The sequence below is a fragment of the Gammaproteobacteria bacterium genome (genome assembly GCA_019748175.1).
In the GTDB taxonomy this organism is placed as follows: domain Bacteria; phylum Pseudomonadota; class Gammaproteobacteria; order JAIEPX01; family JAIEPX01; genus JAIEPX01.
This window is the reverse complement of sequence record JAIEPX010000008.1, coordinates 313,752-330,466: the sequence shown is the minus strand read 5'-3', so window position 1 is coordinate 330,466 and position 16,715 is coordinate 313,752. Positions and strand designations below refer to the sequence as shown.

The 16,715-nt window shown below is 39.1% G+C and carries 16 protein-coding genes and 1 riboswitch; of the genes, 5 read left to right on the top strand and 11 right to left on the bottom strand.

Annotation, left to right across the window (positions count from 1 at the left end; all coding sequences use genetic code 11):
• Positions 1-234: 234 nt before the first annotated feature.
• Positions 235-1,509, top strand: a complete 1,275-nt coding sequence (locus K2X50_04495) for an ATP-binding protein (GenBank protein ID MBX9586500.1) — start codon at positions 235-237, stop codon at positions 1,507-1,509.
• Between the two features lie 236 nt (positions 1,510-1,745).
• On the opposite strand, the gene K2X50_04490 is transcribed toward K2X50_04495, so the two are convergent.
• Entirely contained in the window at positions 1,746-2,123 is a 378-nt protein-coding gene (locus tag K2X50_04490) for a hypothetical protein (GenBank protein ID MBX9586499.1), read from the bottom strand.
• 183 nt (positions 2,124-2,306) lie between these two features.
• On the opposite strand from K2X50_04490, the gene K2X50_04485 reads away from it, so the two are divergent.
• Complete coding sequence (locus K2X50_04485; GenBank protein MBX9586498.1) at positions 2,307-3,059, top strand: UDP-2,3-diacylglucosamine diphosphatase; 753 nt, start codon at positions 2,307-2,309, stop codon at positions 3,057-3,059.
• Here the strand turns inward: K2X50_04485 and recO are convergent.
• Positions 3,056-3,757: a DNA repair protein RecO gene (gene recO / locus K2X50_04480; protein ID MBX9586497.1), complete on the bottom strand. Its 702-nt coding sequence runs from the start codon at positions 3,755-3,757 to the stop codon at positions 3,056-3,058. The genes K2X50_04485 and recO overlap by 4 nt on opposite strands.
• Before the next feature lie 57 nt (positions 3,758-3,814).
• Positions 3,815-5,212, bottom strand: a complete 1,398-nt coding sequence (gene asnS / locus K2X50_04475; protein ID MBX9586496.1) for an asparagine--tRNA ligase — start codon at positions 5,210-5,212, stop codon at positions 3,815-3,817.
• A 490-nt stretch (positions 5,213-5,702) separates the two neighbouring features.
• On the opposite strand from asnS, the gene K2X50_04470 reads away from it, so the two are divergent.
• Positions 5,703-6,026, top strand: coding sequence for an RNA-binding protein (locus tag K2X50_04470; protein MBX9586495.1), 324 nt, complete (start codon positions 5,703-5,705; stop codon positions 6,024-6,026).
• A gap of 421 nt (positions 6,027-6,447) precedes the next feature.
• Here K2X50_04470 and era read toward each other — a convergent pair whose 3' ends face one another.
• From era to lepA, 4 genes are read right to left on the bottom strand one after another with little or no spacing between them, the layout of a single operon-like run.
• A complete protein-coding gene (gene era, locus K2X50_04465; protein MBX9586494.1) occupies positions 6,448-7,350 on the bottom strand; it encodes a GTPase Era in 903 nt (300 codons plus the stop codon).
• A complete protein-coding gene (gene rnc / locus K2X50_04460) occupies positions 7,334-8,023 on the bottom strand; it encodes a ribonuclease III (GenBank protein ID MBX9586493.1) in 690 nt (229 codons plus the stop codon). The genes era and rnc overlap by 17 nt, the downstream gene beginning before the upstream one ends.
• Complete coding sequence (gene lepB, locus K2X50_04455; protein ID MBX9586492.1) at positions 8,023-8,805, bottom strand: signal peptidase I; 783 nt, start codon at positions 8,803-8,805, stop codon at positions 8,023-8,025. Before lepB ends, rnc begins: the two co-directional genes overlap by 1 nt.
• 21 nt (positions 8,806-8,826) lie before the next feature.
• Complete coding sequence (lepA, locus tag K2X50_04450) at positions 8,827-10,617, bottom strand: translation elongation factor 4 (protein ID MBX9586491.1); 1,791 nt, start codon at positions 10,615-10,617, stop codon at positions 8,827-8,829.
• Between the two features lie 164 nt (positions 10,618-10,781).
• Between lepA and cfa the strand changes: the two genes are divergently transcribed.
• Positions 10,782-11,924: a cyclopropane fatty acyl phospholipid synthase gene (gene cfa, locus K2X50_04445; protein ID MBX9586490.1), complete on the top strand. Its 1,143-nt coding sequence runs from the start codon at positions 10,782-10,784 to the stop codon at positions 11,922-11,924.
• Positions 11,925-11,943: 19 nt separating this feature from the next.
• Here the strand turns inward: cfa and thiE are convergent, their stop codons facing one another.
• Positions 11,944-12,651, bottom strand: a complete 708-nt coding sequence (gene thiE / locus K2X50_04440) for a thiamine phosphate synthase (GenBank protein ID MBX9586489.1) — start codon at positions 12,649-12,651, stop codon at positions 11,944-11,946.
• Positions 12,608-13,417 carry a hydroxyethylthiazole kinase gene (gene thiM / locus K2X50_04435; protein ID MBX9586488.1) on the bottom strand — a complete coding sequence of 270 codons (810 nt, stop codon included), beginning with the start codon at positions 13,415-13,417 and terminating at the stop codon, positions 12,608-12,610. The genes thiE and thiM overlap by 44 nt, the downstream gene beginning before the upstream one ends.
• A riboswitch (TPP riboswitch) is annotated at positions 13,407-13,501 on the bottom strand. It overlaps the preceding gene by 11 nt.
• A gap of 140 nt (positions 13,502-13,641) precedes the next feature.
• Between thiM and sixA the strand changes: the two genes are divergently transcribed.
• Positions 13,642-14,097: a phosphohistidine phosphatase SixA gene (gene sixA, locus K2X50_04430; protein MBX9586487.1), complete on the top strand. Its 456-nt coding sequence runs from the start codon at positions 13,642-13,644 to the stop codon at positions 14,095-14,097.
• A 7-nt stretch (positions 14,098-14,104) separates the two neighbouring features.
• On the opposite strand, the gene K2X50_04425 is transcribed toward sixA, so the two are convergent.
• Both K2X50_04425 and K2X50_04420 read right to left on the bottom strand, forming a co-directional pair.
• Positions 14,105-14,572, bottom strand: coding sequence for a DNA starvation/stationary phase protection protein (locus K2X50_04425; GenBank protein ID MBX9586486.1), 468 nt, complete (start codon positions 14,570-14,572; stop codon positions 14,105-14,107).
• 176 nt (positions 14,573-14,748) lie between these two features.
• On the bottom strand, positions 14,749-16,242 hold the full coding sequence (locus K2X50_04420) for a Bax inhibitor-1 family protein (protein MBX9586485.1): 1,494 nt from the start codon (positions 16,240-16,242) through the stop codon (positions 14,749-14,751).
• Positions 16,243-16,715: the final 473 nt, after the last annotated feature.

Below are 16,715 nucleotides of genomic sequence, written 5' to 3'. Positions count from 1 at the left end.
TTGAAAAATCAGTCTCGCAGTCTGCATAAGCCCACATGTTAAAAGGGCAGAACAGATGTCGCGTCTTGAGCTGTTACATTAATTGCTAATTTCGAATTAAGTATAATTTACTATTACTATATTTTTATATAATATTGGCGCGTAATGCTAGCTTGCAAAGTATGACTTGCATTTTACTGCAAAATTGCATATTATACTTAGCATTAATCAACAATTTTGCAAGGTATACTTTGAATGAAGCTTAATGAGATATTAATTGATCAAAATCCACACTGGTCAGGGCAGCCCCATATGAACCTCATGGAACGGCAGCTCTTTCCAAGTCTGCTGAAGTTTTTACCCATTCCAGAAATTATGGTACTGACAGGGGTTCGCCGCTGCGGCAAAACAACTCATTTTAAATTTCTGATCAATCATTTATTATCAGTGACCGAGCCAAAATCAATCCTGTATCTGAATTTTGATGATCCTAGTTTTCAAAATTATTTAACAAATTCTGCGAAAATCTATGAATTAATTGAGGTCGCAGAAACGTTGGTCGGTGAAAAAATCAAATATCTATTTTTAGATGAGATTCAAAATGTCGAAAAATGGGAACAATTTGCAAAAAGCACTAATGATAGTCAACGGTTTAAAAAAATATTTGTCACTGGGTCAAACTCATCATTACTAAATAGTGATTATGCGAGCTTGCTAACAGGTAGATATATTGAGCAGCGAGTTTACCCGATGAACTTTCAAGAAATTCTCTTGGCACGTGGTATAACTGATCGCATCAGCATGATCACAGAAAAAGGTAAGACACTGAATATCCTCGAGGAAATGCTGCATTTTGGTGGATTTCCACGAGTGGTATCCGAAAAAGATGCCACGATCAAACGTGAGTTACTAATTAACTATTACAACGGTATATTATATAAAGATTGCATCTTACCTTCAGAGCTGCGGGACACTAAAACTTTTCTACAATTGGCGCATTATCTCATCTCCAACATCGGTAGCCTTTTTTCATACAGAAATCTAGCAGATGCTTTGCAATCAAGCGATGTAACACTCAAAGAATTCATCCACGTCCTAACGAACAGCTTTACGTGGTTTGAGCTTACTAATTTTAATTGGTCTCTACAATCACAATCCAAAGCCAAGAAAAAAAGCTATATTATCGATAATGGATTATTTACTGCAGTCGCGTTTCAAATATTATCCAACGAAGGTAAGTTACTAGAAAATCTTGTTTTCAGCGAGCTCACCAAGAAATACGGCGATAATATATATTTCAATAACGACCAAAACGAGTGTGATTTTATTGTCAAAGACAAACTCGAAATCATCGCAGTTCAAGTTTGTTACGAAGTTACTACAAAAAATCGTCAACGAGAAACACAAGGTCTCACTACTGCGATGGATAAACTTTCCTCTCATTCCGGATATATCATAACATTTAACCAAGAGGAAATTTTAACAGATAAAACAAAAATCATTCCTTTCTGGAAATTCTTTGGCTGGTAGGGGCAGAATCAGACGCGACGCCGAAGCCTTACAGAATCACTCTTAGAGGATTGCCAGGTGAAGTTGCGAAATTCTGTTCGTATTCATAATCTTCTACTTTATCGAAGAAATGTTGTTTCTGTTGTTCATTGCTGCAATAAGCGGTGTTTCGTTATACGTATCCCGCACATGAATTTTAGCGTTAATTGAAGGATTTTTAAGACGCTCTATACTTGTTGTTTCATCTTCAAGGTGTTCTAAGGTCGGTGGTATATAACCAAATTCATTTTAATTATATTCCTGAGTTGAGTTGGATCTAGCGTTGGTATATCTAAAGTAGGTTTGATATTACTCTCATAGGTACTTTGGATCCGTTCGCTCAGCTCATCAATTTCCTTTTCTACATAATGATATAAGAGATGTTCAGGTGAATTCTCAGTACCTAATTCTTTCTCAATGTCAGCAATTTCGCTTTCCGGGAGAAGCCCTGTCTTGGAGTATATGATCTGCTTCATCAGCCCTATCACTGCGTCATCGATATCGTCGTCAATCGCCACAAAAGGTTCAACCTCTACGTCGTTTCGACAACAGTCTACTAGATAAGTCTTATCTACTTTGAATTCATGTTTTAACACGCGATCGGCTCCAGTCGTAGGGGATTAATACCATCATGGGATAATATCATAAAGGCCTTAACGTTTTATTAATTATTGAAGAAGGCAAAATTCAATATAACTATGAGCTCTTTTGAGTTCCCACTTCCCCAGTGGCCATAAACCCCGTAGAATAACCTTTTTATTAACTCAGTCTGTAGCAATATGAAGCCACAAACACTATTTATCTCTGACCTGCACTTGCAGGAGACAGAGCCGCACATTGTAACGCTGTTTGAGCAATTTCTAAACCAGTACGCACCTCAAGCGGAAACCCTGTATATATTGGGCGATTTGTTCGAAGTCTGGCCTGGCGACGATGAGAACACTCCGTTTGCTCAAAAGATCAAAACTCTGATTAAAACCTGCGTTTCAAATGGAACACCCGTCAAAATTTTACCGGGAAATCGAGATTTTCTATTAGGGCCACGTTTTGCACAAGAAACAGGCTGCACTGTTCTGAAAGATCCTACAGTCATTCAACTCTACAACGAAGCCATTTTGTTACTCCACGGAGATACTCTGTGCACGCAAGATCGACTTCATCAAATTTACAGAAGCATCGTACAAAATCCACTTTTTAATCGATTCGCAACAACCGTTTTGCCACTGTCTTTTAGAAAAAAAATGGGTGGACTACTTCGTAAATTCAGCAAAAAACACACGAAAAAATTAAATCCCACAGCAATGGATGTTATCAAAGAAAGTGTTTCTCTCGCATTTAAAAATCACAACACTAGAATCATGATTCACGGCCATACGCATCGTCAAAAAACGGATGTCACGAATGAAAATAATAAGATATTTACACGTTATGTTTTAAATGCCTGGCACGAAACTGGCAGCGCTTTGAGTATAGATGCAAATGGAAATAAAAATTTTCTAGAGGTTAAGTCATCACTGCAGAAACTAGCCTAAATAAAAAGCTCTCGACTTTTAATCACTTTACTTCCTAAACGAACTTGCATAGTCATTCGCATGATTTGCTTGGCAGTACGCAATATATCGAGGTTGTCATATTTATTTTCTGCAATGGCTAATAAATGAGCGCCACTAAAAACCGTTTGATGATTGAAGTTTTGCAAGTTTTCACAAAAACCGAGATCCGGCTGAAAAGCATACCATTGCGTAGCCACAATAGAATTTAAAGTATCGGCCGTTTGAGCCCAAGAAAACCCAAAACCCAATTCGACTAATAAATTTTTTTCAAACCGCCGCAATATGGGCTCAATTTCTTGATTTTTCTGGAGCGCAAGTAAACTTGCATGATAGTCATCAAAAATTTCAGGATGAGAATCATGTTGATGCAATAATCGAACAATTAATTCATTGATATACAATCCTGCAAGTAATGAATTTTTCTCGAGTAAAATAGGTGAGCCACTTGATTCCAATTGATTTAATGAAACTAATTCAGATTTTCCAGACCAGGAAATTAAAATGGGAACAAAAGACCGTAAATGTCCGCGATAACGAGATTGCTGACTTCGAGCACCTCGAGCAATTGCCCCTAAACGCCCAAAATCACGTGTTAATAAATCAACTAGTAAACTAGTCTCCCTAAATGGACGTGCATGTAGAACAAAGGCAGGTTGAAGTAAAACGCGTTCTGTCAAAATAAATTTCCAAAAAATTTTTGCTCTGTCGAACAATAATTCACAGTATATCAATACTTAAAAAGCAGCGCTTCCTGGCACTCGAGGAAATGGGATTAAATCTCGTACATTTTTGACACCCGTGATATATCCTAAGAAACGCTCAAAACCCAGACCGAAACCCGCATGTGGCACAGTACCATACGCTCGCAAATCGAGATACCAACGATACGTATCTTTATCAAGATGCATTTCTGTCATTCGTTTATCTAAAATATCAAAACGCTCTTCACGCTGACTGCCTCCAATTATTTCTCCAATTCCAGGCGCTAACACATCCATTGCAGCCACTGTTTTTCCATCTTCATTTAATCGCATGTAAAAACCTTTAATATCTTTAGGATAATTCATCAAGATAATCGGTTTACCAACATGCTCTTCTGCTAAATAACGTTCGTGTTCTGATTGAAGATCAATTCCCCAGGCTACATCGAATTCAAATTTTTGATTTACTTTTTCCAAAATTGAGATTGCTTCGGTATATTCCATTTTGACAAACTCATCTTGAGCTAATTTTTCGAGGCGTTGAATGCATTCTTTATCAACCCACTGCGCAAAAAATGCCATATCATCGGGTCTTTGTGACAAGACTGTTTGACAAACATGTTTTAACAATTTTTCTGCTAACAACGCAATATCAGACAATTCTGCAAAAGCCACTTCAGGTTCCACCATCCAAAACTCAGCTAAGTGACGACTGGTATTTGAATTTTCAGCACGAAATGTAGGCCCAAAGGTGTACACTTTTGACATCGCTAAGGCATACGCTTCGATATTTAATTGTCCGGACACCGTTAAAAAAGATTCGCGCCCAAAAAAATCTTGTTTGAAATCAACTTTACCTTTCTCATCACGCGGAGGATTTAAAGAATCCAGCGTGCTAACGCGAAATAATTCTCCTGCACCCTCGCAATCACTCGCCGTAATAATTGGCGTATTTACCCAATAAAAGCCTTCTTGATCGAAAAACTGGTGAATGGCCAATGCGACGCAATGACGGACGCGTGTTAATGCGCTAAAAGTATTTGTTCGCGGACGCAAATGCGCAACCGTTCGTAAAAATTCCATCGTATGGCGTTTGGGTTGAATCGGATAGGTTTCAGGATCATCGACCCAACCAATCACTTGCACATCTGTTGCTTGCACTTCGTAAGCTTGCTCTTGGCCAGGAGATTTCACCAAATTTCCTTCCACAGCCAATGCACATCCCGACGTCAACTTTAATATTTCAGAAGTATAATTTTTCAGTTCTTGCGGCACCACAATTTGGATAGGTGCAAAACAAGACCCATCATGTAATTGGATAAACGACACTCCCGCCTTCGAATCACGACGAGTGCGTACCCATCCCTTTACAACAATCACCGAGTCGGTAGGCACTGCCCCCGATAATAATTCAGCCACTGAATTGACCATTTTCGCCTCACAATCTTAACAATACCCCATCCTCTATATAATCCTAGATTCTGCAGCGGGCCTACAAGAAGCCCCTAATGCAGTGAATTTAGGATTAACCTTCAAGGAACTAGCATAGGGAGTTCAACCTCCCGCAGTCAAGGGGTCACCTGACTTGATATCATCTTCCGGTTAAAGATTTTGGGTGTTTAGGCCAATCAATGCTCTCTATCCATGAATGTTGTCGCCAAACAATCTACTACTAAGCAAAACCGCACCCAAAGCTGAAGATTAGGCAATATCCAGGTCTAGCTGCGTACCGTAGTGCACTTTGACTGAGAAACCCCAAAATTTTCACTCAAAAGATGTGGATTCTTAGAAATATAGAGCCTATACTAATGAAAAGGACCTATTTTCACCAACATTACGAAAGCGATGCGAAAAAAGTGGACAGAGTGTTTTATGGCTGCTAGACTAATATTTTTAATGTTAATTTTAGGAACTTTAATCGATGAACAAAATCTATGTAGGCAATTTGCCTTTCTCCGTTGATGAACAAGAGTTACATCAAATGTTCGAACAATTTGGAGAAATTGAGTCAGCAAATCTGATTATTGATCGCGCTTCTGGCCGATCTAAAGGATTCGGATTTGTATCATTCAAAGATAAAGACGCTATGTCAAAGGCTTTATCTATGAATGACACTGAAATCAATGGTCGTAAGCTACGTGTAAACGAAGCTCGTGAACGTACCGAAGGTGGTAGTGGCGGACGCGGCGATCGTCGCGGAAGCGGAAGCCACAGCGGTCGCGGTGGTGAGAGAGAACGATACTAAGATATTGTGGGCAAATCTAAACCATTTGCCCACTTTTCTTTCTGCAGATAATATCCCTTATTAATCATTTCTCTGAAAATGAACATATCCTTTTTTCTATCTCTGCAATAACTATTCAACTTAGCTATGACACAACCAGAGCCCCTACTTAAGCAAAGGTATTGTTGCTTATATACTACTGTTGAAATCTCTGACCTGATTATCTGGATTCAACCTAGATCCTAGGTAACACTACATCACCTAAGCTGTAATCCTAGGTTCTGCAGTTGGAATCTAGGATAATGGCTAAAACGTTCAGATTTTGTCCAGGTTGGGTGAAAAAATTGATTTTAAAACCGGTGTTTACTCTTGTTTAAAATCAATTTTTACGCCCAAGATGGGCTAAATATGGACGTTTCCTTCATGTGGTAAATAGCTACAGTTAACTTTCGTAACCCAAATCACGTAAGGCCCGCTCATCATCAGCCCAGTGATCACGAACTTTAACCCACATTTTTAAATTCACCTGCACTTCCATATTCTTTTCAATATCCATTCTCGCTTGCTGTCCTACTTTTTTTAATACTGCCCCGCCTTTTCCAATGACGATGGATTTTTGACTATCTTTTTCAACCCAAATAATTGCATGAATATGGGTAATATTGCCTTCTTCTTTAAAGCTTTCTATTTGCACTGCAATTGCATAAGGAATTTCTTGACCTAAAATACGAAATAATTTTTCACGAATAATTTCTGCGGCAATAAACTTCATTGTACGATCTGTAACTTGATCTTCAGCGAATAAATGCGGGCCTTCTGGCAATAACCGATTGACTTCTTTGATTAATACATCCACTTGTACATTTTTTCTAGCTGAAATCGGGATAATCGTTTTAAACGGATAATATTCTTGCATTTCTGATAGCCTGGGTAATAATCGTTCTTTATCAGCAAGCGTATCAACTTTATTTAATACTAAAATCACGGGGCAATTAATATTTTTTAATTTTTCTAAAACTAACTCGTCGTCTTCAGTCCATTTTAAACTATCAATCACAAAAAGAATAACATCAACTTCTTGCAGGACGCCACTCGCTGCTTTATTGAGCTGACGATTGAGTTCTTTTTTAGCTTTAGCGTGTAACCCAGGGGTATCGACATAAACCGCTTGAATAAGCCCTTCTGTACGAATCCCTAAAATACTATACCGCGTTGTTTGAGGCCGCCGTGAAGTGATTGAAATTTTTTGCCCCACAAGACAATTTAAAAGGGTGGATTTTCCTACATTGGGTCGACCTACGATCGCCACATAACCACAAAAGGTTTTTTCATTTAACATGGACATTTTTTTCAATCTCAATTAAAAAATTTTCAGCGGCTTGTTGCTCTGCAGCCCGTCGAGTGGTCGCCACACTTTTTGTATTAATATCCATACCCTCAACCTGGCATTGCACATGAAAAATTTGGGCGTGAGCCTCACCTTCCACAGCCAATATTGTATATTGCGGCAACGGTAATTGATGAGACTGCAAATATTCCTGCAGACGCGTTTTGGGATCTTTTAGTTGTTTCATTGCAAGCGGATCTTTCATGCGACTATCAAACCATGAGAGCACTCTTTCACGACACGTTGTAAAATCAGAATCAAGATAAATTGCTGCAATGATAGCTTCCAAAGAATCCGCCAAAATCGAATCCCTCTGAAAACCTCCGCTCTTTAATTCACCTATACCTAAAATTAAACAATCACCCATTTTAAATTCTCTAGAAATGGATGCTAGCGTTACTCCGTTCACTAAATTAGCTCGTAATCGAGATAATTCACCTTCTTTTAAATTTGGATAGTGTTGATATAACGCTTCCGCAATTATGAAATTTAACAGTGAATCGCCAAAGAACTCTAAACGTTCATTATTTTTTCCAGACACACTGCGATGTGTCAACGCGAGCTGAAGAAGCTCTTTGTCTTTAAACTGATATCCCAGCCGCTCTGTTAAATATTGCCTTGTATTTTCCATCAATGAATCTCAGTAAACAGGCGATTCCAACGAACATTTGTTTTATTTGAATCCCAACTGAGCCAAATGGCAAAAGCACGGCCAATTAGATATTCTTCTGGAACTGTTCCCCAATAACGACTGTCTGCACTATAATCTCGATTATCACCCATCATAAAATAATGACGAGGTGGAACAGTGACATCAAATTCTTGAAACCATCCGCGATCTTGGCTGATAAAAATATCATGTTGAACGCCATCTAAATTTTCGCGCTTACGAATTACAGGCTTAGGTAATTCACCAGGATCTTCATTCATGGCAGGGCCTAACACCTCTTGCTTCATTTCTTTACCGTTGATGGTTAAGGTTTTATTTTTATAAACAATGTGATCGCCTGGCAAACCAATTACTCGCTTAATAAATCGAACGGCAGTATCTTCAGGATAATAAAATAAAGCAATATCACCGCGTTTAGGCTCACCCACTTCATAGATTTTTTTTTGCAAAACAGGCAGACGCAAACCATAGGAATATTGTTTCACAACAATAAAATCTCCGGGCATCACAGTAGGTTCCAAAGATCCTGTGGGAACTCGATAAGGTTGAATGATGAAAGATCGAATGATCAAGACAATAAATAACGCAGGGAAAAAAGATCGGGCATAATCAAAATACCACGGCTGTTTTTTTCCCGCCAATTCACGCTTCTTTTCAAAAAAGAATTTATCGAGAAAAGTTAATATTCCCGTACCTATTACCAACAGAACTAAGTAGAAAGGGAAATCGTAATTAATTGGCATACTCAATAGATATCTCCTACGTTATTTCTCGACTTTTAAAATGGCTAAAAATGCTTCTTGCGGAATCTCAACTCTACCGATTTGTTTCATACGTTTTTTACCGGCTTTTTGTTTCTCTAACAATTTTCGTTTACGTGATACGTCACCGCCATAACATTTAGCGATCACATTTTTTCGTAATGCTTTAACAGTTTGTCGTGCAATGACATGGTTGCCTATAGCTGCTTGAATAGCCACATCAAACATTTGCCGTGGAATAATTTCACGTAATCGATCTGTTAACTCTCGACCTCGCACCATTGTTTTATCTTTGTGCACAATAGATGCCAACGCATCGACTTTCTCACTATTAATTAAAATATCCAGCTTGGATAAATCCGCTTCTTGGAAATGATCAAAACTATAATCTAACGATGCATAACCCCGGCTCACCGATTTTAAGCGATCAAAAAAATCAAGCACAATTTCATTCATTGGTAATTCGTACACTAATTGCACTTGATTTCCCAAATAATGTAGCTTTTTTTGAATGCCACGACGTTCAATGCATAATGTTATGACATTTCCAACATATTCTTGAGGAACTAAGATCGTTGCTACCGCAATAGGCTCTCGCATTTCTGCAATATAATTCGGTTCTGGTAAACGCGATGGGTTGTCTATTTTTAGTACTTCGCCTTTGGTGTTTACCACTTCATACACTACCGTCGGAGCACTGGTGATCAAATCTAAATTATATTCTCGTTCAAGTCTCTCTTGAACAATTTCCATGTGCAGCATTCCTAGAAATCCGCAGCGAAATCCAAATCCTAACGCGTCTGAATTTTCAGGTTCATAAAATAATGCTGCGTCATTTAATCGCAATTTACCCAATGCATCACGGAAAGATTCATAATCATCGGCATTAATAGGAAACAACCCCGCAAAAACTTGGGGTTTCATTTGTTGAAAACCTGGCAACGCCTCTTTTGCAGGATTATGAGAATGCGTTAATGTATCTCCTACAGGTGCACCGTAGATATCTTTGATGTTTGCAATCACATACCCTACTTCACCTGCTGATAAAATACCTAAAGAAGTACGTTTTGGTGTAAAAACTCCAATGTCATCTACAGAATGCGTTTTTCCCGTGGACATGACGAGCATCTTATCGCCTTTTTTTAGCACGCCTTCCATTACTCTCACCAGGGAAACAACACCCAAATACGCATCAAACCAGGAATCAATGATTAATGCTTGAAGTGGATTTGTGTCTAATCCTTGTGGTGGAGGAATGCGTTTGACAAGCGCTTCCATCAATTCATCAATACCAAGCCCCGTTTTTGCACTCACTAACACCGCATCTTGCGCCTCAATTCCGATGATTTCTTCGATTTCATGTTTCACTCGGTCAGGATCTGCTGAGGGTAAATCGACTTTATTGAGGACTGGTACGACATCGAGGCCCTGATCCATCGCGGTGTAGCAAACAGCTAAGGTCTGAGCTTCTACGCCTTGTGCGGCATCAACCACTAATAAGGCACCTTCACAGGCTGCCAAAGACCGTGAGACTTCATAAGAAAAATCCACGTGCCCTGGAGTATCAATAAAATTTAGCTGATATATCTGCTGATCGGCGGCCTTATAGTGCAAGGTGACACTATGAGCTTTAATGGTGATACCTCGCTCTCGCTCCAAATCCATAGAATCGAGCACTTGCTCGCTCATTTCACGTGAGGACAGACCCCCACACAGCTGGATAAATCGATCCGCCAGTGTAGACTTCCCATGATCAATATGGGCAATGATTGAAAAGTTTCTTATTCGTTTCATAGATCGTATGATACACAAAGGACGCACGTCTTGCACTATTTGAGCCCAGAAGTTGCAAATATTCTATTGTTTCTGTCAATTGACAAGCTCAATCCGGGTGTTATTCTCCAATAAACAGCGCACTCAGGGAGATATGCAACGTGTCCAATCAGGTACCTACAACGATTCAAGATAACCCGTCCAATCAATCACGATCTTCTGCTCAAAAAACAATAGAAGAATTACTCGACATTGCGGGTGTCAAAATTAATGGAAACAATCCCTGGGACATTCAAGTTCATAATGACAATTTCTATAAACGTGTTTTATCTAATAAAGAATTAGGTCTAGGTGAATCTTACATGGACAAGTGGTGGGACTGTGCACAGCTAGATACACTATTTGATAAATTAGTTAGTGCAAACATCGAATCAAAAATGCGATTATCTTTGCATCTAAAATTTAATCTACTCATTGCCAGACTTTTCAATCAGCAGACAAAAATGCTCTCTAAAAAAGTTGCGCTTCAACATTACGATTTAAGTAACGAGTTATACAGTAAAATGCTCGACAAACGCATGATTTACAGTTGTGCGTACTGGAAAAATGCTGAAACCTTGGACGAAGCTCAAGAAGCGAAATTGGATTTAATTTGTCAGAAGTTACAACTTGAGCCTGGAATGACCTTACTCGATGTTGGATGTGGCTGGGGTGGATTGGCACGATATGCTGCCGAACAATATGGTGTGCGAGTCACGGGAATTACTCTCTCTCAACAACAATGTGATTACGCAAAAGAATACTGCAAAGATTTTGATATCCAGATTCGCTTACTAGATTATCGAGATATAAACCAGAAATACGACAGAATTGTTTCAGTCGGAATGTTTGAACACGTTGGGCATAAAAATTATCACCACTTTATGAAAATTATCTATGATGCCTTAGACGATCATTCATTATTTTTATTACATACTATCGGTAATAATGAAACAATGTACGCAACTAACGAATGGGTTCAGAAACATATTTTTCCGAATAGCATGCTTCCGTCCATTGCGCAAATTGGAAATTCCTCAGAAAAATTATTTATCATGGAAGATTGGCAAAGTTTTGGCGCCTACTATGACAGGACTTTACTCAGCTGGCACCAAAACTTTAAAGATCACTGGGATGAATTAAAATCTGAATTTGACGAACGTTTTTATCGCATGTGGGAATATTATTTATTGTCATCGGCAGGGTGCTTCCGCTGTCGATCCATTCAATTGTGGCAAATCGTTTTCTCGCGCAAAGGAATTGATGGTGTATATCTCTCGCCACGCTAAGAGGAACGAGTCAGATCAACTAACTCTGCATCAAGCAAAAATCTGCCCCTTTCCCTTCATATTGATCAATAATTACTTTTAATTCACGAGCTGCTATTTGTGGACATGGTTGATGTAAAATTGCACTAATCACACAAATGCCACTCACACCACAGTCTAATACTTGATGAACATTATTTTTGTTAATGCCACCAATCGCTACAATAGGAACATTGGTTTGAGAGCAAAATCTTTTCGCTTTTTCTAACCCCCAAGGATTAGTGAGATCCGGTCGTGATTTTGAAGCTAAAATGGGACTGATAGCAATATAATTCACTGATTGATTTAAGGCACTGTACGCTTGCTCTTCAGTTTCTACAGAAAGCCCAATGATGGCACCATCTCCCAGTATTCGTCTTGCATCCGATACAGTGCAATCTTTTTGTCCCAAATGAATCCAAGGAGTACCTATGGCTTTCGCAACCTCAGGACTATCATTAATGATCAGAGGAATATCGTATTCATCGAGCACTGGTTTTATGGATGCTGCAATTTCACAATAACGAGAAAAATCAGGATCTTTTTCTCGAAGTTGCACGGCAGTAACTCCACCTTTAACTGCTAAAATAATGGCTTTTTTAAATTCATCCAATGTCGAATATTTTTCTCGATCTGTCACCAAATAAAGACTTAATTTCTTAGCCTCAATTGTGCTCGTCAAATTGTAAGTATTGCGAAATAGTTTCATGATTTAATCTCGATAGAGTATCTAAAAATTGAAGTTGAAATGAACCTGTGCCTTGTGATTTTTCGGCAGCAATTTGTCCTGCAATTCCGTTTATTGCCATCGCCGCGGCGGTACAGATTAATTTATTTTCACCGGATGTTAATAGCGCTCCAGTAAGTGCAGACGCTGTGCATCCCATGCCTGTTACTTGAGTCATCATTTTATGCCCGTTGTTGATGCTCAATATGAAATTGCCGTCAGTAATATAATCTGTTTCACCACTGATACAAATAATTATTCCATACGTTTTTGCAGCTGTTTTTGCGAGTTCCAACAGTTCTCTTGGATCAGATGTATTATCAACGCCTCGGGTTTGATGACCATCAGAAAAAAGCGATCCAATTTCTGAAGCGTTGGCTCTTATTACGGTCAGGTTAAAATTATCGATAATTGATTTTGCAGTATCAGTACGATAATGAGTTGCACCTGATCCTACCGGATCAAGTACAACTGGAATTTTTCGAAGATTGGCCGTTTTAATTGCAGCATGCATGCTCGGAATCCAACCTGCGCTCAATGTTCCAATATTAACCACCAGAGCATTTGCCAATGTCGACATCTCTTCAACTTCTTCGATCGCATGCGCCATAACAGGCGACGCACCGATCGCTAATAAAGCGTTGGCTGTTTGTTGCATCACCACATAATTGGTAATATTGTGGATTAAGGGTGTCGTTTCCCGAACTTTGGAAAATAAAGAATAAACAGTATCGTCATTAAAATTCATTACACTTCCCTCCGCAGGTGCGATCCTGATCAGGTTCAATGGGTATTTCTCAACCAGAATCCACTGGTACCCCTCGCTCGAGGTCTTCAAATCGAGCTAGTGCTTAAACCTAGATTCTGCAGTTGGAATCTAGGTTAAACTCATCCTAATAAAATATTGCTATGCTGTCAAACCGATAAATTTCATTATTAATCTGATATACTGATAATAGAGGAGGAACTGTTATGAAAATATATCTGGTAAGGCACGGAAAATATGTGACCGATGATTCAATCGCTGCGTACCCTCTCAGTGACGAAGGCCGAGGCGACATTTTGCGCTTAGCCGATCATTTATCAAAAATAAATTTAAAAATCCCTCATGTTTTTCACAGCACAAAAACGCGCGCTCTCGAAACTGCACAAATACTGGCGAAGGTAGTTAATGAAAGTCGTTGTGAATATATTGAAGGATTAGAACCGAACGATCATATTTTACCGATGTTAAAAAAAATCTGGAATTTTTCTGAAGATGTGATGATTGTTGGGCATCTTCCTTTTTTAAGCAAACTCACTAGCATGCTTTTAGCTCAGGATGAAAATGCTAATCTCATCGATTTTCATCCTGGAACGGCCGTTTGCTTAAATCACGACAATAATTATTGCAACATACTTTGGGTTCTTACGCCTGAGATGTATTAAGCCGCCGCTAACTAATCGAACTTCGTAACATCCAGGCTGTTTTTTCATGCTGAGTTAATCGCTCGATTAGAGTATCACCGCTAACCTCATCACCCAGTTTTTGAATCGCTGGAATAGCATCGCGAATTTCACGACAGAGTAGTTCGTGGTCAGCTAATAATTGTTTGAGCATATCATTAGCACTTGGAACTTTAGTAGATTCTTTAATATTACCGAACGATGTAAATTGCGCGAATGAACCTGGAGAAAAGTGCCCCAATGCTCGAATGCGTTCAGCCAAAACATCCACTGCCCCTTGTAATTCTTCGTACTGTGATTCAAACATTAAATGAAGAGAAGGAAATAAAGGTGAAGTAACATTCCAGTGAAAGTTTTGAGTCTTTACATACAACAAATATGTGTCAGACATTATTACAGATAACTGCTTTACGATTTGAGAACAATTTTTGTCAGAAATACCAATTTTGACGCTCATAATAAATCTCCTTTTAGATGTCACAAAAAATCCTGATTAGATCGACTAATATTGGGTTAGTATAGACTGTTTTCTGTGTGGTGTCTTGGTCGATACGTTTGAGGGGTCAGATCTTTGCTTGATGCATTCTAAACTAATAATACATCAAGCAAAGATCTGACCCCTCACATTACACATTATTGATAATAATTCTGGGGAGGAATTCCCGCTCCACCACCTTGATATTGCTCAGGGTATTGCGCGGGCGGTATTTGATACGCAGGTAGTGCCTGATATAGCGCTGGATTGTATGGCGGCGGAGGAAAATAACTATTTTGCGGACCACTATTCCCTTGCCCACCCGATATATGTGGAACAAACGCTGGAGTGTGACCGTGCGCTGATCGATATTGTTGATACTGAGAATAACCTTGATATGCCTGTTGATTTTGGCCGGTACTTTGCTGACTTGCAAAAAACTGCCCTTGCCGAGCATATTGCTGAGGACCGTAAGGAGACTCCCCTTGTGTTTGCGGATAAACTGGTTGATAAAGAGGCGGAGCACTAGCAGGAGGTCCAGCAGGAGGTTGCGGTGGAGAATTCCCAAAGAAAGTCTGTTGACCACTTCCAGCACCAGTGTTTTGGGGTGGTAACGAATGCGAGTGTTTAACTCCAGAAGAAGCCTGCTCATACAGAGGAGCTTGACCTTGAGGAACCATAGGTGCACTCGCAGAACTTGATGGTAATCTACCTTGCGGCGGCGCAGGAGGAGGAGAAAAATAATCACTGTCATCTATGTCATCATCAACACCATGCCAACTCATTATCCATCGCTCCAATAATCCGAACGAAACAACAATCAACGCAATACCTAAAATAGGAACAATACGTTTTAAAAAGAATTGCCCGAAATTTCCAAGATCCTTACTCTCCGTTTTAACAGCTATAAAAATTCTTAGTACTTCAAAAAATAGATTGATCACATCCAAAAATAAATTCATCGCAGCTTCAACGGGTGATCTAAATGCTCCGATTTTCAATAGATAAACATCATAAACTAAATACAGAGAAAAAACAGCAACACCCGCAGCTCCGTAAAGCAACATGACTAACGGAGTTGGAAAAATTAATGAGATTAGGCCTAAAATAATCAGGCCTGTTAATGCTGTTGATAAAAAAGAACCCAACAATGAAATTCTGCGTAAACTAAAACTTGCTTTAACCCAAGCATAATTGTGCAACATTAGAGTCATACCTACTGTCACCGCAGCTGCAGCACAAATGATAAACATGCCACTTTCTACCGTTGCTGCAATCAATGCTAATTGTGGCCCTAAAACGATTCCCAATGTTGTTGCAAAAAATAAGAAAGCGTAGAAAGCACCAGAATATTCTTCAAAGGCATAATGGAGTAAAATAAACGCGAACAAAGAAATGAACATTACAGCCATCGCAGCGGGAAGTACCAGAAAAGGGATTGGTGTAATAAACGCTAAGGATGCGCCTGCTCCACAAAGAAACAATGCATAGAAAAAGAATCGCCATGTCTGCGCGACAAATTGATTGCTGCCTGGCTTGGCTATAGGTACAGAACCTTCATGAAAGTCATTCTTTCTAGATTTTTGTCTTCTTTGAGGTCTCGCTTCAACATTACCCCAAAAGTTTTCTTCATATCGTAAATCTCGAGCCATATCTACTTCCTCTCATATTGAATTTATTTGAAAATTCTAACAAAAAATCTGGGAAAAAACAACAAAAATGCCCTTCCCTGCCCTATTTTCACTGCTTTTCTTCCTTTTCCAAAGGCACTATTCACAAAATCTATCTATCGAATTATACTTTTTGAGAGGAGAGCACGCCCTCCTCCCAAAACATCTCCAAGGCATCCGACATCAGTCTGGAAATTATCTATCCAGACTATTCTCGTCTTTAATATACCTGTCGCTACGTACATAACCGTTATACACAGTGAATATTAATGAAATCTTAACGCCTCGAGACAAGAATCTATCAATTTCCACGCAATCATCACTAACAACGCCGACCTAAACAGCATTAATTCACAAAAAATGTTACTCCTCAACTGCACTTCGTATAGTTTCACTTGACTTTTAATCTAACCCTAATATATGATTCATCAACGTAATAAATACATGCAAAGGTT